The organism is Jatrophihabitans sp. (assembly GCA_036389035.1).
Classification (GTDB): Bacteria; Actinomycetota; Actinomycetes; order Mycobacteriales; family Jatrophihabitantaceae; genus Jatrophihabitans_A.
On record DASVQQ010000009.1, the window covers coordinates 82958 to 109106 of the forward strand.

The following is a 26149-nucleotide window of genomic DNA, read 5'->3' on the forward strand; positions in this document are numbered from 1 at the left end:
TGCGAGCAGTTAGGGCGGCGCTCAGCTCATCGGGGCGGCGGAAAGCAGCGCCTGCTGCTCCGCCGGGTCCAGAATCCGCTTGGTGGAGTATCGGCCGGAGATGCCGCGCGAGACGGCGTAGCGCTGGATCACAGCCAGCACGAGGTCGATCAGCATGGCCAGCAACGCGACCAGCACCGCCCCCGAGGCCATCTGCGGATAGTCCTGCTGGGCCAGGCCGTCGATGAGGTAGCGCCCCAGGCCGCCCAGCGACACGTAGGCGGTGATGGTGGCGGTGGCGATCACCTGCAGGAACGAGCTGCGGACACCGGAGAAGATCAGCGGAAGGGCATTGGGCACTTCGACCTGCCAGAGCGTCTGCATGCCGCGCATCCCCATGCCCCTGGCGGCGTCCCGCACCGCCGGGTCGACCGCGCTGACCCCCGCGTAGGTGCTGGTCAGCATGGATGGAATGGCCAACAACACCAGGACGATCTCGCTGGGGATGAGGTAGGTCGCGTTGCCGGTGCTGTGGATGTGCGGGGAGATCAGGATGACGAAGAAGGTCAGCAGGCCGACCGTGGGCAGCGCCCGGAACGAGTTCGCGACGGCCACCACCACGAAGCTGCCGCGGCCGGTGTGGCCGATCAGCAGGCCGAGCGGCAGCGCGATGGCCGCGGCGATCACCAGGGCGATCAGCGAGTACTGCAGATGCTCCTTCAGGTGGATGGGGACGCCGTCGGGACCTTGCCAGTGCGAGGCGGTGGTGAGCCAGTTCCAGACGTCGGAGATCATCGCGCCACCGCCCGTCGCCAGGGGGTCAGCAGCCGGGCCATCAGCAGGATCGTGGAGTCGAAGACCAGGGCCAGCAACACCGACAGCAGGATGCCCAGCAGGATCGGGGTCTGGTAGCTGAGCTGGAAGCCGTTGGTGAACAGCTGGCCGAGCTGCGGGATGCCGATCAGCGCCGCCACCGACACCAGGCTGACGTTGGACACCGCCGCCACCCGCAGGCCGGCCGCGATCACCGGCACAGCGATCGGCAGCTCGACCCTGAGCAGCCGGCCCACCCTGCGGTAGCCCATCGCGGTGGCGGCCTGCAGCACCTCTTCGGGCACCGCCGCCAGCGCGTCGGCCACCACCCGGACCAACAACGCCACCGTATAGATAGTCAGGGCCACCACGACGTTGGTCGGATCGAGGATCCTGGTCTTGAGCAGCCCCGGCAGCAGGATGAACAGCGCCAGCGACGGGATCGTGTAGAGCAGGCCGGCGGTCGTCACCAGCGGCGGGTACAGCCAGCGGTAGCGCCGCGCCAACCACCCCAGCGGCAACGCGATCAGCAGGCCGAACACCAGCGGCAGCGCCGAGAGCCGGGCATGCCAGCCCAGCCAGTTGAGGATCTCGTCGGAGTTCGCCCGGAAGTAGTCGATCACTGGCCGCCCCCGACGGGTTGCTCCGCGGCGCCGGCCGGTGAACGCTGCTCGATCAGCGCCAGCACCTCGGTGGCGGTCACGGTGCCGACCAGCCGGCCGGTCTGGTCCACCAGCACGCCGCGCCCGCTCGGCGAGGACAGGCAGGCGTCCAGCAACGAGCGCAGCGAGCCGTCCCGCTCGGCCACCGTGCCGCCCCGGTGCAGCAGCTCCTCGGTGACAGTGACCCCGCCCGGACCCGCCTTGTCCGGACCCGCCTTGTCCGAGTTCAGGTCGGCCAGCCGCAGCCAACCCTGCGGAGCGCCCTGCGGGTCGACCGCGAGCAGCCAGCCGTCGACGGATTCCGCGCCGGTCAGCGACGAGCCCATCGCGACGGTGGGCTCGTCGTGGGTGGCGATCTCACCGGCCGGGGTGAAGCCCAGCGCCCGGTAACCCCGGTCCCGGCCGACGAAGGCGGCCACGAAGGCGTCGGCCGGCTCGCTCAGCAACCGCGCCGGGGTGGCCAGCTGGGCCAGCCGGCCGCCTACCCGCAGCACCGCGACCTGGTCGCCGAGCTTGATCGCCTCGTCGATGTCATGGGTGACGAACACGATGGTCTTGCCCAGGTCGTTCTGCAGCCGCAGGAACTCCTCCTGCAACTGCTCGCGGGCGATGGGGTCCACCGCGCTGAAGGGCTCGTCCATCAACATGACCGGCGGGTCGGCGGCCAGCGCCCGGGCCACCCCGACCCGCTGCTGCTGGCCGCCGGACAGCTGGGCGGGATAGCGGTCGGCGAAGTGGGCCGGCAACCCGACCCGCTCCAGCAGCTCGCGGGCGCGCGCCCGGGCCTTCTTGCGGTCCCAGCCCAGCAGCAGCGGCACCGTGGCGATGTTGTCCACGATGGTGCGGTGCGGGAACAGCCCGGCGTGCTGGATCACGTACCCGATCTGGCGGCGCAGCTCGTGGGTGGCGATGGTCGAGGTGTCCTTGTCGTCGAGCCAGATCTTGCCCGACGTCGGTTCGATCATCCGGTTGATCATTCGCAGCGAGGTGGTCTTGCCGCAGCCGGACGGGCCGACGAAGACCGTGATCTGACCGGAGGGCGCCACCAGGTCCAGCGAGTCGACGGCCACCGTGCCGTCGGGATAATGCTTGGAGACCGAGTCGAAGCGGATCACGGGCGGGTCACTTCCTGCCGGTCGAGGCCGCTGCCTCGAGGTGAACGCCACGGCCTACGGGGCTCGGAGCTGATCGCGAAGCGTCACGCTGCATTGTTCCAGGCTGCCTCGTTTCCGGGCCGCATTGTTCCATCGCGGGCTTGGTCTGTAAGCCCTTGATAGGTGAGCCCCGGCCGGTCACCGGAGCTCGCGCCACTCGTCGGCGAGCAGCGCGTAGCCCATGCCGTCGAGCCACTCCCCCGACCGGTGCAGGGACTCGCGGACGGTGTGGATCTCACGGCGCATCCCCAGCCGTTCCATCAGCCGCCACGACGCCTCGTTGCCCGCGAAGCAATTGGCCGTCACCCGGCGCAGCGCCAGATCGGTGAAGCAGAGCCGGATCAGCTCGTGGACCGCTTCGGTGGCGTAGCCGTGCCCGGTGTGCTCGGGATGGAAGGACCAGCCCAGTTCGGCCTGCACGCCGCGGGCCTGCCCGGCGACCTCGGCCTGCGCCCAGGCGTCCTCGACGTTGATCATCAGGTCACCGATCACCGCCCCCTCGAGCTCGACGACGAGCGTCTTGGCCAGGCGAGCCGGGTTTCCGAACACCTCGCGGTACTCCTCCAAGGTGGCGGGGGCGCGGGACAGCCAGTGGTTGACGGACTCGAACTGCCAGTACTCCCAGGTGGCCTCGGCGTCCGCGGGAGCAGCGGGACGTAGCCGGAGCCGGGCGGTGCGCACCGGCCAGCTGACGGCCTCCAGCGGGGAGCTCGCAGCCGGCTCCGGACCGGGCAGGGGCATCGGCTCCCGCCCGGCCGTCCCGACCACTGCTGCTGGCAGATCCCCCGGCATCGCCACCTACCTCCCCGTGCGCATCCGATAGTGCCACCGGCGTACCGCACCATGATGACGTCCCGCTCGGCCGGGGGGAGCGCCGCCACCGGACCCCGCTCTGGTCATCCGAACCCGGACGAGCCACCATGACTGGCATGACTACTACTTCGCGGGTGATCCGCGCGGCTCGTGGCACCGAACTGAGCGCGCGGGGCTGGCAGACCGAAGCGCCGCTGCGCATGCTGATGAACAACCTGGACCCCGAGGTGGCCGAGCACCCCGAAGACCTGGTGGTCTACGGCGGCACCGGCAAGGCGGCCCGGGACTGGAACAGCTACGACGCGATCGTCCGGACGCTCACCACCCTGAAGCTGGACGAGACGCTGCTGGTGCAGTCGGGGCGCCCGGTCGGGGTGATGCAGACCCACGAGTGGGCGCCGCGGGTGCTGATCGCCAACTCCAACCTGGTGGGCGACTGGGCCAACTGGGAGGAGTTCCGCCGGCTCGAGCAGCTCGGCCTGACCATGTACGGCCAGATGACGGCCGGCTCCTGGATCTACATCGGCACCCAGGGCATCCTGCAGGGCACCTACGAGACCTTCTCGGCGGTCGCGGCCAAGAAGTTCAACGGCACCCTGGCCGGCACCATCACCCTGACCGCGGGCCTGGGCGGGATGGGCGGCGCGCAGCCGCTGGCGGTGACGATGAACGACGGCGTCGCGATCTGCATCGAGTGCGACCCGAGCCGCATCGCCCGCCGGATCGAGCACCGGTACCTGGACGTGCAGGCCGACTCGACGCAGCACGCGCTGGAGCTGGCCGTCGAGGCCCGCGACGCCCGCCGGCCGCTGTCGATCGGGCTGCTCGGCAACGCCGCGTCGCTGGTGCCGCAACTGCTGGCCAACGGCGCCCCGATCGACATCGTCACCGACCAGACCTCGGCGCACGACCCGCTGGCCTACCTGCCGATCGGCGTCGAGTTCGACGACATGAAGGACTACGCCGCCCGCAAGCCGGAGGAGTTCACCGGCCGGGCCCGGGCCTCGATGGCCCGCCACGTCGAGGCGATGGTGGGCTTCGCCGACGCCGGCGCCGAGGTCTTCGACTACGGCAACTCGATCCGCGGCGAGGCCCAGCTGGCCGGCTACTCCCGCGCCTTCGCGTTCCCCGGCTTCGTCCCGGCCTACATCCGGCCGCTGTTCGCCGAGGGCAAGGGCCCGTTCCGGTGGGCGGCGCTGTCGGGTGAGGCCAAGGACATCGCCCGCACCGACAAGGCCGTGCTTGAGCTGTTCCCCGAGAACGAGTCGCTGCACCGGTGGATCACGATGGCCCAGGAGCGGGTGCACTTTCAGGGCCTGCCGGCCCGGATCTGCTGGCTGGGCTACGGCGAGCGGGACAAGGCCGGCCTGGTCTTCAACGACCTGGTGGCCCGCGGCGAGGTGGCCGCACCGATCGTCATCGGCCGGGATCACCTGGACGCCGGCTCGGTCGCCTCGCCCTACCGCGAGACCGAGGCGATGGCCGACGGCTCGGACGCGATCGCGGACTGGCCGCTGCTCAACGCCATGGTCAACGTCTCCAGCGGCGCGACCTGGGTCTCGATCCACCACGGTGGCGGGGTCGGGATGGGCCGCTCGATCCATGCCGGCCAGGTCAGCGTCGCCGACGGAACGCCGCTGGCGGCCCAGAAGCTGGCCCGGGTGCTCAGCAACGACCCCGGCATGGGGGTGATCCGGCACGTCGACGCCGGCTACCCGCGCGCGGACGAGGTCGCCGCCGAGCGCGGGGTGCGGGTCCCGATGCGCGAGCAGTGATCAACCGCGGCCGCGGCGGCGCCACCGTGGTGGAGCCGCCGCCGGTCGAGGGCGGCTGCGCCGGCGTTGGAACATGCGGTAAGCGACCACCCCGGCGAGCAAAGTCAGAAAGTACAAGTACCCGCCATACCCGCCCGCCAGGTGGTCGACGTCCGTCACGCCGACCAGGAACGCGCACATCGCCAGTACCGCCGGGTGGGTCACCACCAGCTGCAGGCGATACCGGAACCGGTCGCGGCGGCCGACAGTCGGCTTAGGGATCAGGTCGGCGGGTCGCGCCGGCATCGCCACGACGCGGTCCGCCGGGATCAGCGCATCGATGGCGCTGACCGCGGCCTGACCGTGTCGCCACAAGCTCGGTTCGACGGTCAGCCGGTAACCGTCCAAACGGATCAGGACGCGTCCGCCGTCCGGATAGGCCAAAGCAGCCGCCACCTCCGCCGGGTCGGCGGCCAGCCATTGATCACCGTCATCCAGCCGGATCTGTTCAGGACCGACGATGAGTACGGAGCGGTTCACCGGGCGCTCGACCGAGAAATGGGACCGGCCCCCTTCGATTCGCCGGCCGTTCAGCTGCAGCTCGAGCCAGGGCAGATCGCCGTGATCTGTTCCTCCGTCCACGCCAAGCAGCATGCTGGCCTGGAACTGGCCGGCCACCTGGCGGAGGTCGTCGATGCTCAGGCGCCGCAGCTCGTTGAGATACTCGTCGTAGTCGAAGGGTTCACCGCCGAGCACGTCGGTCCTGGCCGCCGCGTAGGCGCGCAACCATGGGTCGGCGGACGGATCGCTGAGGTGTCGGACGGTCAACTCGATGTCATCGGCGAAGTCCGCCGCGCCCGGGCCCTGGCCGGCCAACCGGCGAAGTAGGGCCTGCGTGCGATCGACCAGTCCGGCTCTGCCTTCGGCGAGGATGTCCATACCGGTGGCGATCACCGCGGTCTCGGCGTCGACCACCTCGTAAGCCGACCAGGCGCTGTACCCCATTCCGCTCCGGCCTCGAATGTCGCGCTGGAGTTCACGGTGCAGCGTCCGGGCGAAGGTGGTTGCCGCCGTGGACCGGGTCACCGCGCCGGACAGTCCGATGCCGTTGACAGGATCGGTGAAGCCGCCAGGCAACGGCTGCTCGCAGGCGACCGCAACGTCAATCGGCAGCCGCCGGCCGTCTCGCAGCGGCAACCGCAGGTCCGCCGGCGGCTCACCGCAGAGGGTCAGTACCGCGTTGCCGCTGACGAATGCCGCCTGCGCAAGCGTGCGCAGGTCATGGACACCCGCCTGGTGCAGGCCGTACTCCTGATAGGGCGCCAGGCCGGCTCCGCGGGCGCCGTAACGCCACATCAGGTGCCGCGCCAGCGTGCCGTCCGCACGCTGCTGCCGCTCTTCGGCCGCCAGCACCCGCCGTTCATGATCGAGATTCTCGAAGTGAGGATCGGCAAGCCATGTGCAGAGCTGGGCGAAGAAGTCGACGACCTGCTCGGGCCGGCCGGCGATAGTAAAAGCGGTGTGCAGCAGTCCGACCTCGCCATTGCTGGGGCTGCTCACCGATTCGCGTCCGTGCAGGGCGAGATGTTCCAGCAGGTGCAACCGGCCATGGTTGGGCAAGGTCAGGTTTGACATGCCGATCCGGAACAGCAGCGAGGCCCGCAGTGTCTGGGATGGACTGGGGCCCCAGTACGTGCGCACGCCGTCGACCTCGGACTGCCTTACGCTGACGGCAGTTCCTGCTTCGGTCATCTGAACCCTCGCGCTAGCCGCGGCGCTTCCGCAGGATGCCCGTGAACTTTACGTCAGCTCATGGCGAATCGCTGGCTTTCCCACTTGTGGTGTCAGGCCCCCGGACCACCTGGACGCGGGCTCGGTCGCCTCGCCCTACCGCGAGACCGAGGCGATGGCCGACGGCTCGGACGCGATCGCGGACTGGCCGCTGCTCAACGCCATGGTCAACGGCTGTTAATCTCGCGCCGTCACTGTCTGTGACGTCATGTGTGCCGGGCTCCCGAGCGAAGCTGGCAGCGCTGAGGAGGGCCCTGTGCTGCCCACCGCACACCCGTTCACCGCCGCCGACGCAGACCGCTGGGTGCGCGCCGGGGTGCCCCGCTGGGTCACCGGCATCGCCCTGCCCGGTCTGTGGCTGTGCGCGATCGTGGTGGCATTCACAAGCGACACCACCCGGTGCACACCGCAGGACCCCTCCGTGTGCGGACCCGACTCGCACTTCGCGCTCTGGTTGGTGGTGTGCCTGGCGACCCCGGTGCTGCTGTGGTGGATGCCGGTTCTCGGCTGCTGGGCAGGGGTGACCTTCGCGCTCGCCGAGCTTCGCTACGACGACGTGCAGGCGGCTCGCTGGGCATTCGGCCTGCACGGCCTGCTCTGCGCGCTGGTCGCGGTGCGGCTGGTCCGGGGCAGCGCCGAGCAGCGCCGGATCGCGGAGGCGACCTCGGCCGGCGGGCGGATCGGCGCAGTCCCGGACGTGCCAGGCGGTCCCGGGCCGAGTGCCGTCTCCGGGCTCGCTGTCGCGGGCCTGCTGGTGCTGGCCGGTCTCGGATTCTTCGCCTGGTACGGGCACGAGGTGGCCGACGAGCAGGATCACCTGACCCGTGCCGTTCAGGTGCAGGCCAAGATCCTCGCGGTCGACCCGGACTGGAGCATCAGGGTCGAGGCTCGAACACCGGCGGTCGGCACCCGCGAGTACACGATCGAGGTCGCTTATTACACCGACCCCTACCCGCTGCATGCGAGCACCCCGGTGCTGGTGGACCCGCAGGACCGGGACTGGGTCCGGTTGGTGGCCGAACCGCAGGACGTGACGTACTGGCAGACCGCCGGCGCCGGCTGCTTCGCGCTGGCGTTCTGCTGGCTGCTGCAGCGGCAGCGCTGGCGCCGGGGCGTGCGGGCGCTGAGCTCGGGCGAGCACCCGGCGCTGCGAGTCAGGATTCGCCCCGACGACAAGGGCCGCGCGCTGATCCTGCCCGCGCTGGACGGCCTGTCCGGACCGGGCGGCGCGCGCCCGATCGGCAGGTTGGCGGTGTTCGACGCGCCACCTGAACCAGAACCGCCGGCGAGCGGCAGGCCGGCCGACGCCTGGGCCGAGGCCGACGGACCGGAGTTCGACGGGCCGGAGTTCGACGACTCGGACGAGGACTGGGACGAGGATGGGGACGGGGACTGGGACCACGAGACCCAGGCCGCCTTCGGCCGTACCTGGCGCGACGAGGACCCGGCCGGCCTGGAGCGGTTCGCGCCGCCGGAGCTCGTCGAGGACGCCGTGCTGATCGGTGAGCTGCGCGACCGAGGGGTCGCGATGCTGGTCACCGCCGATGCCGTGCTGCTGCCGACCGGACGGCTGCGTGCCGGCCAGGCCCGCGGGTTGCAGTCAGACCCGCCCGGAAAGCCACCGGACGCGAGCCGCTATCCGCTGAGCGCCTGGTGGCGGCGGCTGGTCGCCTCGACCAGGAGTGGGCGCGATGACCTGTTCCCCGGCGTCGCGGTGGATCCGGCCGGCCTGCGACAACCGCCCGAGCTGCCCCTGACGGTCCGGCTGCGGGTCCGGGTCCGGGCAACCGGGTTGCTGATGCTGGTAGCCGCCTTCGTCGGGTACCCGGTCCTGCGGTGGCTGGCCGAACTCCACCTCTTCGGCGAAATAGCGCTGGCGGTGGGCCTGGGCAGGCTGGCCATGGCCGGCGTCGGCAGGCTGTTCAGCTACCTGCGGCTCGAGCATTCCCGGTTCGAGATGGCCGGCCGGTGGTGGACGCACACGGTGCCGTGGGACCGGCTGCACGGAGTACGCCGCAACGGCGAGTTGCTGTCGGTGGCCTGGCAACCCGACATCATGATCGACTTCGGACCGTTCGACGACCCGGCCGGCGAGTCCGGCCGGCAGGATCGTGCCGAGCAGCTGGGCGCGGCCATGCTGCTGCTACGTCAGCGGGCGCTGCTGGGCGGCCTGCCCGGGCGCGAGGCCGGCAGCCGTCCCAACCTGACCTGGATCGTGCTGGCGACCTATATCGCGCTCGTCCTGTTCACCCTCTGGCGGTGGTAGCTCACCGCCAGCCGGCGGGCGGCTCTACCAGCGGCTCGACGGCGATGTCCCAGCTGTAGTCGCTGGAGTGCCGATGCGCGAGCAGTAGCGGCGTTCGCCCGAATAGCCCCTGTATTCGGGCACATGGGCTGTTAATCTCGCGGCATCGCTGCCTGCAACGTCAGCTGTGCCGGGCTCCCGAGCGAAGCTGGCAGCGCTGAGGAGGCCCCGTGGTGCTGCCCACCGCCCAGCCGTTCAGGGGCCGCGACGCCCACCGCTGGGTAGCCGCCGGCCTGCCGCGAGGGGTCACCAGCGTCGCGCTCCCGCTGTTGTGGGGGGTGGCACTGCTGGTGGCGGCCAGCACCGGCGCCAGCCGGTGCATGCCGCAGCACCTCGCGGGGTGCGGACCCGATGCCAGCTCCACGCTGTGGTTGGTGATGTTGCTCGCGACGCCGGTGCTGCTGGTCTGGATGCCGGTGCTCGGCTGCCTGGCGGCAGTGGCCTACGCCCTGACCGGACTTAGTCACGAGGACATGCAGGTCGCCCGCGTGGTGTTCGGGTTGCACGGCCTGCTCTGCGCGCTGGCGGCGGTGCGGCTGGTGCTCGGCGTCGCCGAGCAGCGGCGGATCGCGGCGGCGGCGTCCGGCGGCCTTCAGGCCAGCGCCGGCCACCTTCCGACTGCACCGGAGGATGGCGGTCACCTCACTGCCAGGCAGCTGGCCCCGGCCGGCGCGCTGGCGCTGGCCGGCTTGGGCTTGCTCGCCTGGTCCGGCCAGCGAAACTCGGTCGGCTGGCAGAGCGCGGGCGCGGGTTGCTTCTTGCTGGCGTTGGTATGGCTGCTGCACCACTGGCGGCTGCGACAAGGTGTGGCAGCCCTACGCAGGGGCGATCACCCCGCGCTCCGGGTCAAGATGCGCCTGGATGACAAGGGCCGCGCTCTGATCCTGCCCGTGCTGGGCAGCAATCCCGCATGGCTTGCCAAGCGTCCGATCGCCAGGTTGGCGGTGGCTGCAGCTTTGCCCCAGGCCGTGCCCGCAGCTGCCGGCACGCCTGCCGAAAGCGCGGCGGAGGAGGAATCCGACGACGCTGAGCGGCTCCTGCCGCAGTCGGGGACCGTGCAGGACGCCGTGCTGCTCGGCGAGCTGAACGATCGAGGGATCGCGATGCTGATCACCTCCGACGCGGTGCTGCTACCCGCGGGGCGGCTGCGCACCAGTGGGGTGCTTGAGCGCGGACCCGGCGGCGACGCCATGGCAGCCGGCGGAGGCGGCGATGGCGGCTGGGGCTTATGGGGTGGCGGAGACGGCGGCGGCGGAGGCGGCGACGGCGGAGGCGGCGGTGGCGGGGACGGCGGCGGTGGCGGTGGCGGGGACGGCGGCGGAGGCGGCGGCGGCTGAGCCGTCGAAACCGGGTCTCCAGCGGCGCTCAGGCTCGGCGGCGGCGCGCTGTCAGCCAGGCAGTTCCACCAGCGGCTGGACGGCGGCGCTGGCCAGCTCGGGCGGCACCGTGTGGCCGCCGGCGAACTCGCGGTAGTCCACCTGGTAGCCGTTGGCCTGCAGCTGCGGGACGATCCGGCGGCTGCAGCGCTGGATCGGCAGCACGGTGTCGGCCTGGCCGTGTGAGATGAAGACGGCCGGCTTGCCGCTGCGCCGGCCGGGCACCATGAACCCGGGCGAGAATGCCAGGATCCGGCTGAATAGCTCGCCGTTGATCAGTCCGACCGACAGCGCGTAGGAGGCGCCGTCGGAGAAACCGGCCAGCGCGATCCGGGCCGGGTCCACCGTGAAGTGCTCGAACACCCGGCCCAGCAGCCGGTCCAGCACCGCGATGTCCGGGCCGAACCCGCCGCCGATGATGTCCCAGCTGTAGTCCCGGGACTTCGGCGCCAGCAGCAGGAACCGGCCGCGCTCGGCCTGCTCGCGCAGCACCGGCAGCACCCGCTCCGGGCTGGAGGTGGCACCGTGCAGCAGCACCACCAGCGGCAGCGCGGCGCTGCCGGTCCCCGGCGGCACGTACAGCGCCGACTCGGGGTCCCGGTCATCGGTGAGCAGGTGCAGGCCGGCCGGCAGCGGCGCCTCGCCGGATTTACCCGGCCGGGCTGACAGCACTCCGGCCTGCCAGCCGAGCTGGGCCTGGGCGGAGAAGGTGGCGCTCACATCGTCCTCTCGGCGAGCGGAAGTCTCTCGCTGTGTCCAAGGTGTCACGGTAAGGTGCCGACGGTTCGTGCAGACACCCTGAGGAGCTAGTTCATGGCGGTGGAGCGGGCACTTTCGGGCCCGGGTTCGAAGGACAAGGTACTTCTCATCGTATGCACGATGAGCTGGTGCGACATCGGCGCGCGCGATCCTGGCGGCGGTGGTGCTGGGCTACGGCTTGATGGCCGAACTGGCCCGCAAGTTGCTGTCGGCCACCGAGCTCCAAGGCCCGGATCGACCGGATCTCCGGCGTCATGTTCGTGCTGGCCGGGCTGCTGATCGCCCTTCGCTGAGGCGCCTCCGGTTTGACGACGGCTCAGGAATGCGGGGATGATCCATAAGTCGGGTCAAACCGCGATCCCGTGCCTCTGCTCAAGGAGCACCTCTCGTGACTAATGATCCGCAGGGTTCGTACGGTTCCAATCCCCAGGGTTCCTACGGTTCCAATCCCCAGGGTTCCTACGGTTCCAACCCCCAGGGTTCCTACGGCGCGATGCCGCCAGGCCAGCCCCAGCCCGGACGCCCGGTGGTCGGCGGCAACGGCATGGCCACGGCCGCCCTGGTACTCGGCATCCTGGCCCTGATCACCTCGTGGACCGTCATCGGCGGGGTCTTCCTGGGCCTGCTCGCGGTGATCCTCGGCTTCCTCGGGCTGCGCAAGGCCCGCCGCGGCCTGGCCACCGGCCGGGGCCGGGCGATCGCCGGCATCATCCTCGGCCTGCTGAGCATCGCGATAGCGGTCGCGCTGATCGCGGTCGGCGTCTCCATCCTCAACTCCGAGGAAGCGCAGAACCTGCAGGACTGCCTCCGCGACGCCGGCACCAACCAGAGCGAGGTCCAGCAGTGCGAGGACGAGTTCCGCGACCAGATCGAGGGCAGCTGAGCGAATCCGGGCGGCGGCCGAGCCGCCGGGTTGCCCGCACGGGTTGACCCGCACAGGGTGGACCTGCGCGGGCTGACCCGCGCGGGTTGACCTGTCACACCCGGCGGCCGGCCGGTGTCTGTATGTCGAATCCGATTTACCCAGGAGGAGACATGACCAGCACGACCCGGATCCCCAAGGCCGAGATCACCGGCGTCTACGGTGCGGTGGCGAAGAAGTTCGGCAAGAAGCAGTTCGGCGTGGTGCCGGAGCCGCTCCAGGTGATGTGGCACAACCGTCCGGTGCTCAAGGCTTACTTCGCGCTCGGTGGCAAGGCCCAGAAGTGGGACGCCTGCGATGCCGGCCTGAAGGCGTTCGCTCATCTGGCCGTCGCGTCGCTGGTGGGCTGCACCTGGTGCCTGGACCTCGGCTACTTCCAGGCCCACCACGAGAAGCTCGATCCGGACAAGGCACGCGAGGTGCCGCGGTGGCGCGAGTCCGACGTGTTCACCCCGCTCGAGCGTGACGTGCTGGAGTACGCCGAGGCGATGACCCACACGCCTCCCACGGTGACCGACGAGCTCTCGGCGCGGTTGCTGGCGGCGCTGGGCGCTCCGGCGATGGTGGAGCTCACCGCCTACGTCGCGCTGGCCAACCTGTGGACCCGCACCAACACCGCGCTCGGCATCGAGTCACAGGGCTTCGCCGCGTCATGTGACCTGCGACCCCTGGCCGAGCCGAGCGGTGTCCGACCCTTGGCCCGATGAGCCTCGACCCGTTCGCAAATCACCGGCGGCTGCTGTTCACCGTCGCCTACGAGATGCTCGGCTCCGCCGCGGACGCTGAGGACGTGGTGCAGGAAACCTGGCTGCGGTGGGCCGAGGTCGATCAGGCCGAGGTGCGCGACCCGCGCGCCTACCTGGTCCGCATCGTCACCCGGCAGGCGCTCAACCGGCTGCGCACGCTGGCGCGGCGGCGCGAGGAGTACGTCGGGCAGTGGCTTCCCGAGCCGCTGCTCACCAGCCCTGACGTGGCCGAGGACGTCGAGCTCGCGGAGAGCGTCTCGATCGCGATGCTCACCGTGCTCGAGACCTTGGGCCCGGCCGAGCGGGCGGTGTTCGTGCTGCGCGAGGTGTTCGACACCTCCTATGAGGAGATCGCCGCCGCCATCGACAAGTCGCCGGCCGCGGTGCGCCAGATCGCGCACCGCGCGCGCGAGCACGTGGCCGCTCGCCGACCGCGCGTGCAGGTCAGCCACGCCGAGCAGCGGGCGGTCGTCGAGCGGTTTCTGGCGGCGTTGCGCACCGGCGACGTCCAGGGCCTGCTGGACGTCCTCGCGCCCGAGGTCGTGCTCCGGGCCGACGGCGGCGGTGTGGTGGCCGCGGCCCCGCGCCCGATCGAGGGCGCCGCTGCCGTGACGCGGTTCCTCGCCGGGTTCGCCAAGGTCGCGCCCGGGGCTCGGGTCGACACGGTGTGGCTCAACGGCGCGCCGGCCGCCCGGATCGAATTCGAGGGCGACATCACGGCGGTCAGCCTGCTGATCGAGGACGGCCGGGTCAGCCGGATCTACGCGATGCGCAACCCGCGCAAGCTGACCCGCCTCGGGGCAGAGGCGCAGCTGAGCCGGTAGCGGCGATGCCGATAGTGGCCGGTACGGCAGCGCTGCTGATCGCCCTTCGCTGAGCCTCGGTTGACGCCGGCTCGGGAGTGCGGCAAGGATCGATAAGTCGGGTCAACACGATCCCGTGCCTCCGATCAAGAAGCACCCTCGTGACTGACGGTTCCCACGGTTCCGGTTCCTACGGCTCGGAGCCGCCCTCAGGCCAGGCCCAGCCCGCGCGGCCGGTGGTCGGCGGCGGCATGGCCACGGCCGCCCTGGTGCTCGGCATCCTGGCCCTGATCACCTCGTGGATCGGCTTCGGCGGGATCATCCCGGGTCTGCTTGCGGGCCTGCTTGCGGTGATCCTCGGCGTCCTCGCGCTACGCAAGGCCCGTCGCGGCCTGGCCACGGCCCCGCCCGGCCCCGGCCCCGCCCGGGGCTGGGGCCGGGCGATCGCGGGCATCATCTTCGGCCTGCTGGGCATCGCGATAGGGGCCGCGCTGTTCGCGGTCCACCTGTCCTACCGGCAGGACTGCATCCGCTACGCCGGCACCAATCAGAGCCAGGTGCAGCAGTGCGAGGACATATTCCGCCACGAGGTCATCCCCACCCCGTAGTCAATCGGTGCGTTAGCAAGGTGACAAGTCGGCGCCTTGTACCAAGATGGGCGCATGAGCCTGCATCTCGCGACCACGCCGGAAGCCAACGCGCTGCTGGCCGAGGACCCCCTGGCACTGCTCGTCGGCATGCTGCTGGACCAGCAGATCCCGATGGAGAAAGCCTTCACCTCACCCCAGGTGCTCGCCGAGCGGCTCGGGGTGGCGCGGCTGGACGCGGTCCAGATCGCCGACTACGACGAGGGCGAACTGGAGGAGCTGTTCCGGCGGGTGCCGGCCCTGCACCGGTTCCCGGCCGCGATGGCCAAGCGGGTGCGGGAGCTGTGCCGGGCGCTGGTCGAGCAGTACGACGGCGACACCGCATCGGTGTGGACCACCGCCGCGGACGGGCCGGAGCTGGTCAAGCGGATCGCCGGCCTGCCCGGCTTCGGCCAGCAGAAGGCCCGGATCTTCACCGCACTGCTGGGCAAGCAGTTCGGGGTCCGGCCGGCCGGCTGGGACACCGCGGCGGCGGCCTACGGCGAGTCCGGGTCCTTCCGGTCGGTGGCCGACGTGGTCGACGGTGAGTCGCTGAAGAAGGTCCGCGACTTCAAGAAGCAGGCGAAGGCCGCCGCCCAGGCCGGCACATGAGCCTGCTGCTGACCGGGATCGGGCTGCTGGCCACTCAGGACCCCGAGCTCGGCGAGATCACCGACGCCGCGCTGGTGATCGAGGACGGGCTGCTGGCCTGGATCGGCCCGGCCGCCCGGGCGCCGGCTGCCGACAACGCCATCGACGTCGGTGGCCGCTGCGTCCTGCCGGGGTTCGTCGACTCGCACGCTCACCTGGTGTTCGCCGGTGACCGGGCCGAGGAGTTCGCCGCCCGGATGAGCGGGACGCCCTACTCCGCGGGCGGCATCCGGTCCACGGTGGCCGCTACCCGGGCGGCTTCGGACGAGCAGCTGCGGGCCAACCTGACCCGGCTGGCGGCCGAGCTGCACGCGGCCGGGGTGACCACCTTCGAGTGCAAGTCCGGCTACGGCCTGGACGTGGCCACCGAACAGCGCTCCGTCCGGCTGGCCGCCGAGCAGACGTCCGAGGTGAGCTTTCTCGGCGCCCACGTGGTGCCGGCCGGCATCGACCGCGGCGACTACCTCGACCTGGTCTGCGGGCCGATGCTGCAGGCCTGCGCGCCGCACGCCCGCTGGGTGGACGTGTTCTGCGAGCAGGGCGCCTTCGACGTGGCCGAGAGCCGGGCGGTGCTGCGGGCCGGGATGGCCGCCGGGCTGGCGCCGCGGTTGCACGCCAACCAGCTGAGCGCCGGTGGCGGGGTGGCGCTGGCCGTGGAACTCGACGCCGCCAGCGCCGATCACTGCACGCACCTGTCGGCAGCCGACATCGACGCCCTGGCCGGCTCGTCCACCGTGGCGACTTTGCTGCCGCTGGTGGAGTTCTCCACCCGCTCGCCCTACCCCGACGCCCGCGGCCTGCTCGACGCCGGGGCGACGGTGGCGCTGGCGACTGACTGCAATCCCGGCTCCGGGTTCTCCACCTCGATGCCGCTGGCGATCGCGCTGGCCGTCCGCGAGATGCGGATGACCCCGGCCGAGGCGGTGCGCGCCGCCACCGCCGGCGGCGCCCAGGCGTTGCGGCGCGAGGACATCGGCCGGCTGGCGGTGGGCCTGCGGGCCGACCTCACCGTGCTGGACGCGCCCAGCTACCTGCACCTTGCCTACCGGCCGGGCGTGCCGCTGATCTCCCAGGTCTGGATCGACGGCACGCCTTGGATCAACGAAGGGCTGACCGGCGCGCCGGCCGGCCCGTTCTGAGACGGCTCAGCTGAACTGAGCGGCTCAGGCTAATCAAGCGGCTCGGCCGAACCGAGTGGCTCAGCCGAACCGGCGGGCGATTCCCTCAGCCCGGGTCACCAGGTCCAGGTCATGGGCAACGCCGGGCACGTAGAAGATGATGTAGTCCGCCCCGGCCTCGAGCGCCGCGTCGACCTTGGCGGCGATCTCGTCGTCGGTGCCGATCACGGTGCCGGCCGCGAACTCGTCGAAGTCGATGCCGCCGCGGGCCTTCTCGGTGGCCGCCACCGGGTCGCCTCCGGCGTCGAGCGGGAACACGTTCAGGTTGGTGGACTTGATGATCCGGTCGTAGTCCCGGTCGAGGGTCTGGCAGTGCTGCTTGAGGATCGCCAGCTTGTCGGTGATCACTGCCGGGTCACCGGCGCCGACATTGGCCGCGTCGCCGTACTGGGCGACCAGCTTCAGGGTGACCTTCTCGCCGCCGCCGCCGATCCACAGCGAGGGGTGCGGCTTGCGGACGCCCTTGGGCTCGTTGATGGGCTTGTCGACCGAGTAGTACTTGCCGCTGAACCGGTACTCGTCCTGGGTCCACATGCCGACCACGATCTCGACGGCTTCGCGGAAGGCGCCCATCCGGTCCCTGAGCTCGGGCCACTCGTAGCCGTAGGCCTTCCACTCGTGCTCGTACCAGCCGGCCCCGATCCCGGAGTAGAGCCGGCCGTTGCTGGCCACGTCCACGGTGGAGGCGATCTTGGCGTACAGCGCCGGGTTGCGGTAACCGTTGCAGCCCACCATCTGGCCGATATTGACCCGGGAGGTGTCACGGGCCAGCGCCGCGGTGGCCGTCCAGCACTCGAAGGTCGTCTCGGTGCTGGGCTCGGGAACGGTGTGGAAGTGGTCATAGAGCCAGATCGAGTCCCAGGAGCCCTCGTCGGCTGCCTTGGCGACCGCGGTCATCGCCTCCCACTGCTGGACCGGGTCACCGATTCCCACCAGGTCCATCCGCCAGCCCTGCGGCACAAAGATTCCGAATCGTGTCATGGGGCAAGTCTGCCGCACCGGAGAAGTAAGCGCAGCAGGGCTGTCGCCCGGGTGCCGGGCCGCGGCAGGGCTGTCGCCCGGGGCGCGCCGAGCCTCCTCAGGTCACCGCCACGATGTCGGCCTGGACCAGCTCGCCGTCTTCGATCAGCAGCAGCCCGACCGTGCCCCGGGGCTGGCGGCGCTTGTCGGTGGGCGAGCCGGGATTGAAGATCCGCTGGCCGTCGTGCTCCTCGTTCAGCGGGATGTGCGAGTGCCCGAACACCACCAGCCCGGCGTCGGGGAACCGGCGCCGCAGCCGGGCCGGCCGGCCGATCCTCGCGCCGCTGTCGTGCACCATCGCCACCCGCAGGCCGGCCAGCTCCAGGGTGAGGGTGTCAGGCGCGCCCCAGTCGGCCACGTCCGGGCCGTCGTTGTTGCCGCGCACCGCGTGCACCGGCGCCCACCCCGACAGCTCGTCGAGCACGTCCGGGATGCAGACGTCACCGGCGTGCAGGATCACCTCGACGTGCTCCAGCACCCGCGCGACCGCCGGCGGGCAGGACTTCCAGTACCGGGGCGCGTGGGTGTCGGACAGCACGGCCACCCTCATGGCTCCAGCCTGACACAGCGCGGCAGACTGACGGCCGTGGACGACACGGATCAGCCAGCGGCCGGCACCGTCAGCCGGCACCGCTACGGCAGCGACGAGTCCCAGTACGGCGAGCTGTACCTGCCGACCGGACATAGGCGGCCGGGCACCGTGATCGTGATCCACGGCGGGTTCTGGAAGGCTCGCTACGGCGCCGATCTCGGCGCGCCGCTGGCCGCGGATCTCGCTGCCCGTGGCTGGGCCGCCTGGAACCTGGAGTACCGCCGGGTCGGCAACGGCGGTGGCTGGCCGAACACGCTGGCCGATGTGGCAGCCGGCATCGACCTGCTGGCCGACGTCAGCGGCGCCGATCTCAGCAGCTCCGGCACCCGGTCCCCCGAGCTCGACCTCGGCCGGGTGGTGGCGATCGGGCACTCGGCGGGCGGTCACCTCGCCGCCTGGGCAGCCGCCCGGCCGGGACTACCCGCGGGCGCGGTCGGGGCGGCACCCCGGGTCCGGCTGACCGGGGTGATCGCGCAGGCCGGCGTGCTGGACCTGGTCCAGGGAGCCGCCGACGACCTCGGGACCGGCGCCGTGCCCCGGCTGCTGGGCGGCCACCCCGATGAGGTGCCCGAGCCCTACCAGTTGGCCAGCCCACTGCACCGGCTGCCGCTGGGCGTCCCGGTGCGCTGCCTGCACGCCCGCGACGATGACACGGTGCCCTTCTCCCAGAGCGTCGACTACGTCCGGGCGGCCCGGGCGGCCGGTGACGACGCCGACGTGGTGGAGGTGACCGGCGGCCACTTCGCGGTGATCGACCCGGCCGCACCGGCCTGGCAGGCGGCCCTCGAACTGCTGCCGGACCTGCTGGGCTGAACGCGGCCGCCTCCAGGACGGCGGCCGGCCTGGTGGCCGGTTACCGTGTAGTAACACAGCCGGTCCCGAGAAGATGGTGAGCGCTGATGGTTACCGAGGCATTCGTTTACGACGCGATCCGCACCCCACGCGGACGGGGCAAGCAGACCGGGTCGCTGCACGAGGTCAAGCCGATCTCGCTGCTGGTCGGCCTGATCACCGAGATCCAGCGGCGCAACCCCGGCCTGGACCCGGCCCGGATCGAGGACGTGGTCCTCGGCGTGGTGTCTCCGATCGGCGACCAGGGCGCGGTGATCGCCCGGACCGCCGCGATGGCGGCCGGCCTGACCACGTCCGGCGCGGGCGTCCAGGTCAACCGGTTCTGCGCCTCGGGCCTCGAAGCGGTCAACCTGGCCGCCCAGAAGGTCCGATCCGGCTGGGAGGACCTGCTGCTGGCCGGTGGGGTCGAGTCGATGTCGCGGGTGCCGATGGGCTCCGACGGCGGCGCCTGGGCGATGGACCCCGAGACCGCCTACGCCACCAGCTTCGTGCCGCAGGGCATCAGCGCCGACCTGATCGCGACCCTGGAGGGCTTCAGCAGGAGCGACGTCGACTCCTTCGCCGCGGACTCCCAGACCAAGGCCGCCAAGGCCCAGGCCAACGGCGCCTTCGGCCGGTCGCTGGTCCCGGTGCGCGACCGCAACGGCCTCACCGTGCTCGACCATGACGAGTTTCCGCGGCCGGGCACCACCGTCGAGACGCTGGGCAAGCTGCCGGCCTCGTTCGAGGGAATGGGCGAGCTGGGCGGCTTCGACGCGGTCGCCCAGCAGAAGTACCACTGGGTGGAACGGATCAACCACGTGCACACCGCCGGCAACTCCTCGGGCATCGTGGACGGGGCCGCGCTGATGCTGATCGGCAGCGAGCAGGCCGGCGCCGAGCTGGGCCTGCGGCCGCGAGCCCGGATCGTGGCGACCGGGGTGGTGGCCCAGGAGCCGACGATCATGCTGACCGGGCCGGCCCCGGCCGCCCGCAAGGCGCTGGCCAAGGCCGGTCTGCGCGTCTCCCAGATCGACCTCTTCGAAGTCAACGAGGCCTTCGCCGCCGTCGTGCTGAAGTTCCTGCGCGATCTGGACGTGCCGGCCGAGAAAGTCAACGTCAACGGCGGCGCGATCGCCCTCGGCCACCCGCTGGGCGCCACCGGGGCGATGATCCTGTCGACCCTGATCGACGAGCTGGAACGCCGCGACCAGCGCTACGGCCTGGCCACCCTCTGCGTGGGCGGCGGCATGGGCGTGGCCACGATCGTGGAGCGCATCTGATGACCGGCAGCACCGGCACGACCGACACGAGCAGGACGACCGACACGACCAGGGCGACCGGCATGATCGGCTGGGACCTCGACGCCGACGGCGTCGTGACGCTGACGATGGACGATCCCGACCAGCGTGCCAACACCATGAACGCCGCCTTCCAGGACTCCCTCGGCCCGGCCGTCGACCGGCTCTACGCCGAGCAGGACGCCATCACCGGCGTGATCCTGACCTCGGCCAAGGACACCTTCTTCGCCGGCGGTGACCTGCGGCTGCTCAGCCAGGTCACCGACGAGACCGCGGCCGAGTTCTTCGCCGCCGCCGAGAAGCTCAAGGCCCAGCTGCGCCGGCTCGAGACCTATCCCCGGCCGGTGGTCGCCGCGCTGAACGGCACCGCCCTGGGCGGCGGGCTGGAGATCGCGCTGGCCTGCCACCATCGGATCGCGCTGGAGTGCGCGAAGGCCGAGTTCGGACTGCCGGAGGTCACCCTCGGCCTGCTGCCCGGCGGCGGCGGGGTCATCCGGACGGTCCGGATGCTCGGCATCGCCGACGCCCTGATGAAGTTGCTGCTCAAGGGCCAGCGGCTGGGCCCGGCCGAAGCCGTCGAGGTCGGCATCGTCGACGAGCTGGCCGGCACTCCCGACGAGCTGCTGGCGGCGGCCCGGCGCTGGATCGCGGCCAACCCGCGGCCGGCGCAGCCGTGGGATCGCAAGGGTTACCGGATTCCCGGCGGCACCCCGGCCAACCCGTCGTTCGCGGCGATGCTGCCGGCCTTTCCCGCCAACCTGCGCAAGCAGCTCAAGGGCGCGCCGATGCCGGCGCCGCACCACATCCTGGCCGTCGCGGTGGAGGGCAGCCAGGTAGACATCGACACCGCGCTGCGGATCGAGACCCGCTACCTCACCGACCTGGTACGGGGCCAGGTCAGCAAGAACATGATCTCGGCGTTCTGGTTCGACCTGAACGCGATCAACTCCGGGGCCAGCCGGCCGGCCGGCTTCGAGCCCCGCCAGGTCAGCCGGGTCGCGGTGCTCGGCGCCGGCATGATGGGCGCCGGCATCGCCTACGTGGCGGCCCGAAACGGCATCGAGGTGGTGCTGCGCGACGTCTCCGCGGCGGCCGCGGAGAAGGGCAAGGACTACTCGCGCAAGCTGCTGGACAAGGCCGTCTCGCGCGGCAAGGTGAGCCAGGCAGAGCGCGATCAGGTGCTGGCCCGGATCACGCCGACCGACTCGGTGGCCGAGCTGGCCGGCTGCGACCTGGTCATCGAAGCGGTCTTTGAGAACCTCGGGCTCAAACACCAGGTGCTCGCCGAGGTCGAGCCGGTGGTGGCGCCGGACGCGCTGCTCGGCTCCAACACCTCCACGCTGCCGATCACCACCCTGGCCGAGGGCGTCACCCGCCGGCAGGACTTTCTCGGCCTGCACTTCTTCTCACCGGTGGACAAGCTGCCGCTGCTGGAGATCATCCGGGGTGAGCAGACCTCGGACTCCGCGCTCGCGCGGGCCCTGGACTTCGCCCGCCAGATCAAGAAGACCCCGATCGTCGTCGGAGACAGCCGGGGCTTCTTCACCAGCCGGGTGATCGGCACCTTCGTCAACGAGGCGCTGGCGATGCTCGGTGAGGGCGTGCACCCGGCCACCGTCGAGCAGGCCACCACCCAGGCCGGTTACCCGGTCGGGGCGCTGCAGCTGGCCGACGAGCTCAACCTCGAGCTGTACGCCAAGATCCGCCACGAGACCCGGACCGCGGTGGCCGCCGCGGGCGGCGTGCTGCCCGCCCATCCCGGCGAAGCGGTGGTGGACCGGATGCTGGACCTCGGACGTCCCGGCCGGCTTCGCGGCGCCGGCTTCTACGACTACGACGAGGCTGGTAAGCGCACCGGCCTCTGGCCCGGCCTGGCCGCGGAGTTCGGGGGCCACGGCAACCCGGCCGAGCACGAGCTGACCGAGCTGGAAGAGCGGATGCTGTTCGTCGAGGCGCTGGAGTCGGTGCGCTGCCTGGAGGAAGGCGTGCTCACCACGGTCGCCGACGCCAACATCGGCTCGATCATGGGCATCGGATTTCCGCCCTGGACCGGCGGCGTGCTGCAGTACGTCAACGGCTACCAGGGCTCGACCGGCCGCGGCGTGTCGGGCTTCCTCGCCCGAGCCGAGCAGCTCGCCGAACGCCACGGCGACCGGTTCAGCCCGCCGCCGTTGCTGGTCAAGAAGGCCGGCAACGGCGAGAGCTTCTGATGCCGGACGCACCCGGCGCCAGCAGGCACGTCGAGCCGACGCCCGGCCCGCTGAACGGCATCAGCGTCCTGGAGCTGCCTGCGATCGGGCCGGTGCCCTTTCTCGGGATGCTGCTGGCCGATCTCGGCGCCGAGGTGATCCGGATCGACCGGCTGAACCCCGGCGTCGATCCGCTGACGACCATCCTCGGCCCGACCGGCCCGCTCGGGCGCGGCCGCAGATCGGTGGCGCTGGACCTGCGCCAGCCGGCCGGCGCGGCGGTGGCGCTGGACCTGGTGGCCGGCATGGACGTGCTCATCGAAGGGTTCCGGCCCGGAGTGGCCGAGCGGTTGGGCATCGGGCCGAAGCAGGCGCTGGAGCGCAACCCCCGACTGGTCTACGGGCGGATGACCGGCTGGGGCCAGGACGGCCCGCAGGCGCGGACCGCCGGCCATGACATCACCTACCTGGCCGTCTCGGGGCTGCTGCACGGCATCGGCCCGGCGGTCGGCCCGCCGACCCCGCCGGCCAACTACATCGGCGACTTCGGCGGCGGGGCCATGTCACTGGCTGTCGGGTTACTGGCAGCGGTGCTCAGCGCCCGGTCCACCGGGGCCGGCCAGGTCGTCGACGCCTCGATGGTCGACGGGGCCGCCTACCTGGCGACCATGGTGCGCACCCTGCACGGCCACGGCCTGTGGCGGGACGAGCGGCAGGCCAACATCTTCGACGGCGGCGTGCCGCACTACCGCTGCTACACCTGCTCGGACGGCCGGTACGTCGCGGTCGGCGCGCTGGAGCCGAAATTCTGGGACGAGCTGCTCACCACTCTCGGGCTGGATCCGGCCACCACCCCGTCACCGCTGGACCCGGGGCACGCGGCGGAGCTGGTGGACCTGCTGGCCGGGATCTTCGCCGGCCGGCCGCGCGATGAGTGGGCTGAGCTGTTCGCCGGCTCCGACGCCTGCGTGGCGCCGGTGCTGACCCTGGCCGAAGCTCCTGAGCACCCGAACAACCAGGCCCGCGGCTCCTACGTCGAGGTGGCCGGAGTTCAGGTCGCCAGTCCCGTGCCGCGATTCAGCGCGACTCCCGCGACGGTGGCCGGGCCGCCGCCGGCGCTGGGGGCCGACACCGAGCAGGTGCTCACCGAGCTGGGCTACTCCGCCGGCCGGCTCGCCGAGCTGCGAGCGGCCGGCGTCCTGGGCAACACCGAGGAAGCACCGCGAATACCAGGAAACTGACTTCGGCGCGGCATCCCAGAGAAAGCCCAGTGGCCAGGCCTGCCGAAACGGGCCTGGCCACTGCCGTGTCCGCTACCCGGGCCCATCGAGGGCGCCAGGCTCGGGGCGTCAGTCCTCCTGGATCACCGAGCAGATGTTGCCGGCCGGATCCTTGAACCAGGCGATCGGCGGCCCGCCGAGCCGCATGACGCCCTTGTCGTCCACGCCGTCGAACGGCTCGGGTGTGATGCCCACTGACCGCAACTTCTCCACGGCCGAGTCGATGTCATCGACGGCGAAGTTCAGCATGGTGTACTCCGCGGGCACGTGCTCATCACCCTTCGGGTACACCAGGACGTCCTTGCCGGGGCCGAGATGGAGCTTGAGCATCCCGTGATCCTCGGTGAACGGGACCTGCAGGGTCTCACCGTAGAACTTCTTGGCGGCGTCGACGTCGTTCACCGAGAAGCCGCTGAATGCTTGTGCCGTGTCGAACATGATGTTTTCCTATCTTGAGTTGCGGATGGGTTCTGGGTCACAGGCGGCGCTGAGGAGTCAGGCCCCTGCGGGTTCGGCGTGATCAGGAGCGGGTTGCGGGGCGCCGGCGACGCCCGGGTCGACCGGTTTCGGGCTTCCTAGCAGGAGCAGCACCAGCAACATCGCCGCCAGCATGAGCACGGCTCCCACCTGGAAGGACAGGCCGTAGCCGCTGGCCACGGCCTCCACCGGTGAAGCGCCGTCATTACGACGATTCGCCGTGTGGCTGAAGGCCAGCGCGGCCAGGCACGCGATGCCGATCGCGGCCCCCACCTGCTGCATCACGATCTGAACCGCGGAGGCCAGGCTCGAGTTCTGCTCGTCGACCTCGTGCAGCGCCGCGCTGGCCGAGGCCGGGATAGTCATGCCGATCGACAATCCCAGCACGAGCATGCCTGGCAACACACCGCCTACGTAGGAGCTCGACGGATCGATCATGCTGGCCAGGAACAGCCCCACCCCGGCGCCGAAGAACCCGATTGCCAGTACCTTCCGAACACCGATGCGCAGCATGAGGACGCTGCTCAATCCGATGCCCATGCCGATGCTGAGGCCGAACGGCACGTAGGACATGCCACTGGCCATCGGGCTGTAGTCCAGCACCTGCTGCTCGAACAGGGTCAGCAGAAAGGCATAGCCGAAGAAGGCCGCCGTGCTGAGGAGCGTGCTCACATTGGCGACCAGCCGGGTTCGGTTGGAGAAGAAGCTGCGTGGAATCAACGGTGTGGGCGAGCGCCCCTCCCAGACGAACATGCCTGCCACGAGCAGCAGTCCGCCGAGCACCGGGACCAGCACCCGCCACGAGCCCCACGAGTTCGGTACCACCTGCAACAGGCCGTAGACGATGGCCAGCAGACCCGCCGTGCCGGCGAACGCGCCGGTGAAGTCCAGGCGGTCGTGCTCGCGCTTCATCCGGCTCTCCTTGGTCCAGCGCGGAATGAGGATCAGCGCCACCAGCGCGACCGGGACGTTGATGAAAAAGATCCATCGCCATGACGTGAGATCCACCAGCACCCCGGAGATCACTGTGCCGGTGACGCCGCCGAGGCCGGCCAGGCCGCCCCAGATCGCGAAAGCCTTGGCGCGCTCAGCCTGGTCGGTGAACAGCAGCGCGATCATGCCCAGCGCGGCCGGGGCCGCACAGGCCTCACCGGCCCCTTGCAGGAATCGTCCGATGACCAGGACCGAGGAGTTCTGGGCACTGCCGCACAAGACCGAGGCGAGGGCGAAGATGACCACCCCGACCATGAACAGCCGCCGCCGACCGAAGATGTCGGCCAGCCGGCCGCCGAACAGCAGCAGACCACCCGCCATGATCACGTAGGCGTTGACGACCCAGGGCAGGCCGGCCTCGGAGAAGCGCAGGTCTGCCTGGATGCTGGGCAACGCGATGTTCACCACGGTGACATCGAGGACCAGCATGAACTCGACGAATCCCAGAACCGCCAGCGCTTTCCATCGCCGGGGGTCTGGGGGCTCAGCATTCCGAGGCGGACCGCCGCTCGTCAAGGCTGCTGCGCTTGCCGAGGAGCCAGCCTGGCCGCCAGCCGGCTCGGCTGCGGCTTGCTCTGAATGCGTCGTCATCGGCTCTCCTTCTTTCCTGGCATCGGTTACACGGCCCGGCAGTTGCCGGTGCGTGCGCTGCGGCGTTTGACCGCATTGCGCGAGTGCCCGCACACTATGGACGTCGGAGCGCTGGTCCTGAATCCGACACGCACCGAAATAGATGTCTGAAGTCGCAAGGAGGCGCTTGGTGAGGTACCTAGTCATGATTCGGAGCAATCCGAATTTCCAGCAGTTGTGGGAGACCTGGCCCGATGACAAGCGCATGGAGTTCGGCCGCAACCACATGGCGCTGAGCCAGTCGCTGCACGAGTCCGGTGAACTCATCGCCGCCGAAGGTCTGGCAGACCCCTCCGAAAGCACAGTGGTGGCCATGAGGGACGGCGTGGCCGTCACGATCGACGGCCCGTACGCCGAAGTGAAGGAGCACCTGGTGGGCTTCCTGCTCATCGAGTGCGACGATCGTGAACGCGCCGTGCAGATCGCAGCCCAAGTGCCCGACGCCCAATACGGTGAGGTCGAGATTCGGCCGGTCATGGATCTGAAGAGCATCGATTTCTGACG

At 70.8% G+C, this 26149-nt stretch carries 24 protein-coding genes; 14 read left to right on the plus strand and 10 right to left on the minus strand.

The genetic code is table 11. The features are described from left to right. Positions 1 to 21: 21 nt before the first annotated feature. The 4 genes from VF557_06575 to VF557_06590 all read right to left on the minus strand — a co-directional run bounded on the left by VF557_06575 (position 22) and on the right by VF557_06590 (position 3400). Positions 22 to 774, minus strand: a complete 753-nt coding sequence (locus VF557_06575; GenBank protein ID HEX8079857.1) for an ABC transporter permease — start codon at positions 772 to 774, stop codon at positions 22 to 24. Beyond that, entirely contained in the window at positions 771 to 1415 is a 645-nt protein-coding gene (locus tag VF557_06580) for an ABC transporter permease (protein ID HEX8079858.1), read from the minus strand. Before VF557_06580 ends, VF557_06575 begins: the two co-directional genes overlap by 4 nt. Then, complete coding sequence (locus VF557_06585) at positions 1412 to 2569, minus strand: ABC transporter ATP-binding protein (GenBank protein HEX8079859.1); 1158 nt, start codon at positions 2567 to 2569, stop codon at positions 1412 to 1414. Before VF557_06585 ends, VF557_06580 begins: the two co-directional genes overlap by 4 nt. A gap of 177 nt (positions 2570 to 2746) precedes the next feature. After that, entirely contained in the window at positions 2747 to 3400 is a 654-nt protein-coding gene (locus VF557_06590; GenBank protein ID HEX8079860.1) for a GNAT family protein, read from the minus strand. 137 nt (positions 3401 to 3537) lie between these two features. Between VF557_06590 and hutU the strand changes: the two genes are divergently transcribed. Further along, positions 3538 to 5196 (plus strand): urocanate hydratase, encoded by a 1659-nt coding sequence (gene hutU / locus VF557_06595; GenBank protein ID HEX8079861.1) that lies wholly within the window; start codon positions 3538 to 3540, stop codon positions 5194 to 5196. On the opposite strand, the gene VF557_06600 is transcribed toward hutU, so the two are convergent. Beyond that, positions 5197 to 6927, minus strand: coding sequence for a hypothetical protein (locus VF557_06600; protein ID HEX8079862.1), 1731 nt, complete (start codon positions 6925 to 6927; stop codon positions 5197 to 5199). Positions 6928 to 7222: 295 nt separating this feature from the next. On the opposite strand from VF557_06600, the gene VF557_06605 reads away from it, so the two are divergent. After that, complete coding sequence (locus tag VF557_06605) at positions 7223 to 9232, plus strand: hypothetical protein (protein HEX8079863.1); 2010 nt, start codon at positions 7223 to 7225, stop codon at positions 9230 to 9232. A 209-nt stretch (positions 9233 to 9441) separates the two neighbouring features. Beyond that, positions 9442 to 10608, plus strand: coding sequence for a hypothetical protein (locus VF557_06610; GenBank protein ID HEX8079864.1), 1167 nt, complete (start codon positions 9442 to 9444; stop codon positions 10606 to 10608). Positions 10609 to 10659: 51 nt separating this feature from the next. On the opposite strand, the gene VF557_06615 is transcribed toward VF557_06610, so the two are convergent. Further along, complete coding sequence (locus tag VF557_06615) at positions 10660 to 11367, minus strand: alpha/beta hydrolase-fold protein (protein HEX8079865.1); 708 nt, start codon at positions 11365 to 11367, stop codon at positions 10660 to 10662. 427 nt (positions 11368 to 11794) lie between these two features. On the opposite strand from VF557_06615, the gene VF557_06620 reads away from it, so the two are divergent. The 6 genes from VF557_06620 to hutI all read left to right on the plus strand — a co-directional run bounded on the left by VF557_06620 (position 11795) and on the right by hutI (position 16293). Next, a complete protein-coding gene (locus VF557_06620) occupies positions 11795 to 12289 on the plus strand; it encodes a DUF4190 domain-containing protein (protein HEX8079866.1) in 495 nt (164 codons plus the stop codon). Positions 12290 to 12441: 152 nt separating this feature from the next. Beyond that, on the plus strand, positions 12442 to 13035 hold the full coding sequence (locus VF557_06625; GenBank protein HEX8079867.1) for a carboxymuconolactone decarboxylase family protein: 594 nt from the start codon (positions 12442 to 12444) through the stop codon (positions 13033 to 13035). After that, positions 13032 to 13898 carry an RNA polymerase sigma-70 factor gene (locus tag VF557_06630; protein ID HEX8079868.1) on the plus strand — a complete coding sequence of 289 codons (867 nt, stop codon included), beginning with the start codon at positions 13032 to 13034 and terminating at the stop codon, positions 13896 to 13898. Before VF557_06625 ends, VF557_06630 begins: the two co-directional genes overlap by 4 nt. Positions 13899 to 14038: 140 nt before the next feature. Continuing rightward, positions 14039 to 14485, plus strand: a complete 447-nt coding sequence (locus VF557_06635) for a DUF4190 domain-containing protein (protein HEX8079869.1) — start codon at positions 14039 to 14041, stop codon at positions 14483 to 14485. Positions 14486 to 14539: 54 nt separating this feature from the next. Continuing rightward, positions 14540 to 15115 (plus strand): HhH-GPD-type base excision DNA repair protein, encoded by a 576-nt coding sequence (locus VF557_06640; GenBank protein HEX8079870.1) that lies wholly within the window; start codon positions 14540 to 14542, stop codon positions 15113 to 15115. Then, on the plus strand, positions 15112 to 16293 hold the full coding sequence (gene hutI / locus VF557_06645) for an imidazolonepropionase (protein HEX8079871.1): 1182 nt from the start codon (positions 15112 to 15114) through the stop codon (positions 16291 to 16293). Before VF557_06640 ends, hutI begins: the two co-directional genes overlap by 4 nt. A gap of 60 nt (positions 16294 to 16353) precedes the next feature. Here hutI and VF557_06650 read toward each other — a convergent pair whose 3' ends face one another. Both VF557_06650 and VF557_06655 read right to left on the minus strand, forming a co-directional pair. Further along, positions 16354 to 17313, minus strand: coding sequence for an LLM class F420-dependent oxidoreductase (locus VF557_06650; GenBank protein HEX8079872.1), 960 nt, complete (start codon positions 17311 to 17313; stop codon positions 16354 to 16356). A gap of 97 nt (positions 17314 to 17410) precedes the next feature. Continuing rightward, positions 17411 to 17902, minus strand: a complete 492-nt coding sequence (locus tag VF557_06655) for a metallophosphoesterase family protein (protein ID HEX8079873.1) — start codon at positions 17900 to 17902, stop codon at positions 17411 to 17413. 36 nt (positions 17903 to 17938) lie between these two features. Here VF557_06655 and VF557_06660 point away from each other — a divergent pair, with 36 nt between their 5' ends. From VF557_06660 to VF557_06675, 4 genes are all read left to right on the plus strand, one after another. After that, a complete protein-coding gene (locus VF557_06660) occupies positions 17939 to 18757 on the plus strand; it encodes an alpha/beta hydrolase (GenBank protein HEX8079874.1) in 819 nt (272 codons plus the stop codon). A gap of 86 nt (positions 18758 to 18843) precedes the next feature. Further along, positions 18844 to 20058, plus strand: a complete 1215-nt coding sequence (locus VF557_06665; protein HEX8079875.1) for an acetyl-CoA C-acetyltransferase — start codon at positions 18844 to 18846, stop codon at positions 20056 to 20058. Continuing rightward, positions 20058 to 22286, plus strand: a complete 2229-nt coding sequence (locus VF557_06670) for a 3-hydroxyacyl-CoA dehydrogenase NAD-binding domain-containing protein (protein HEX8079876.1) — start codon at positions 20058 to 20060, stop codon at positions 22284 to 22286. The genes VF557_06665 and VF557_06670 overlap by 1 nt, the downstream gene beginning before the upstream one ends. Further along, positions 22286 to 23506, plus strand: coding sequence for a CaiB/BaiF CoA-transferase family protein (locus VF557_06675; protein HEX8079877.1), 1221 nt, complete (start codon positions 22286 to 22288; stop codon positions 23504 to 23506). Before VF557_06670 ends, VF557_06675 begins: the two co-directional genes overlap by 1 nt. Positions 23507 to 23614: 108 nt before the next feature. Here VF557_06675 and VF557_06680 read toward each other — a convergent pair whose 3' ends face one another. Both VF557_06680 and VF557_06685 read right to left on the minus strand, forming a co-directional pair. Continuing rightward, on the minus strand, positions 23615 to 23983 hold the full coding sequence (locus VF557_06680; GenBank protein HEX8079878.1) for a VOC family protein: 369 nt from the start codon (positions 23981 to 23983) through the stop codon (positions 23615 to 23617). Positions 23984 to 24040: 57 nt separating this feature from the next. Beyond that, the gene (locus VF557_06685; protein HEX8079879.1) at positions 24041 to 25792 is read right to left on the minus strand and encodes an MFS transporter; all 1752 of its coding nucleotides are present in this window, start codon (positions 25790 to 25792) and stop codon (positions 24041 to 24043) included. Here VF557_06685 and VF557_06690 point away from each other — a divergent pair. Beyond that, a complete protein-coding gene (locus VF557_06690) occupies positions 25776 to 26147 on the plus strand; it encodes a YciI family protein (GenBank protein HEX8079880.1) in 372 nt (123 codons plus the stop codon). The two genes, VF557_06685 and VF557_06690, sit on opposite strands and share 17 nt — an antisense overlap. Positions 26148 to 26149 lie beyond the last annotated feature (2 nt).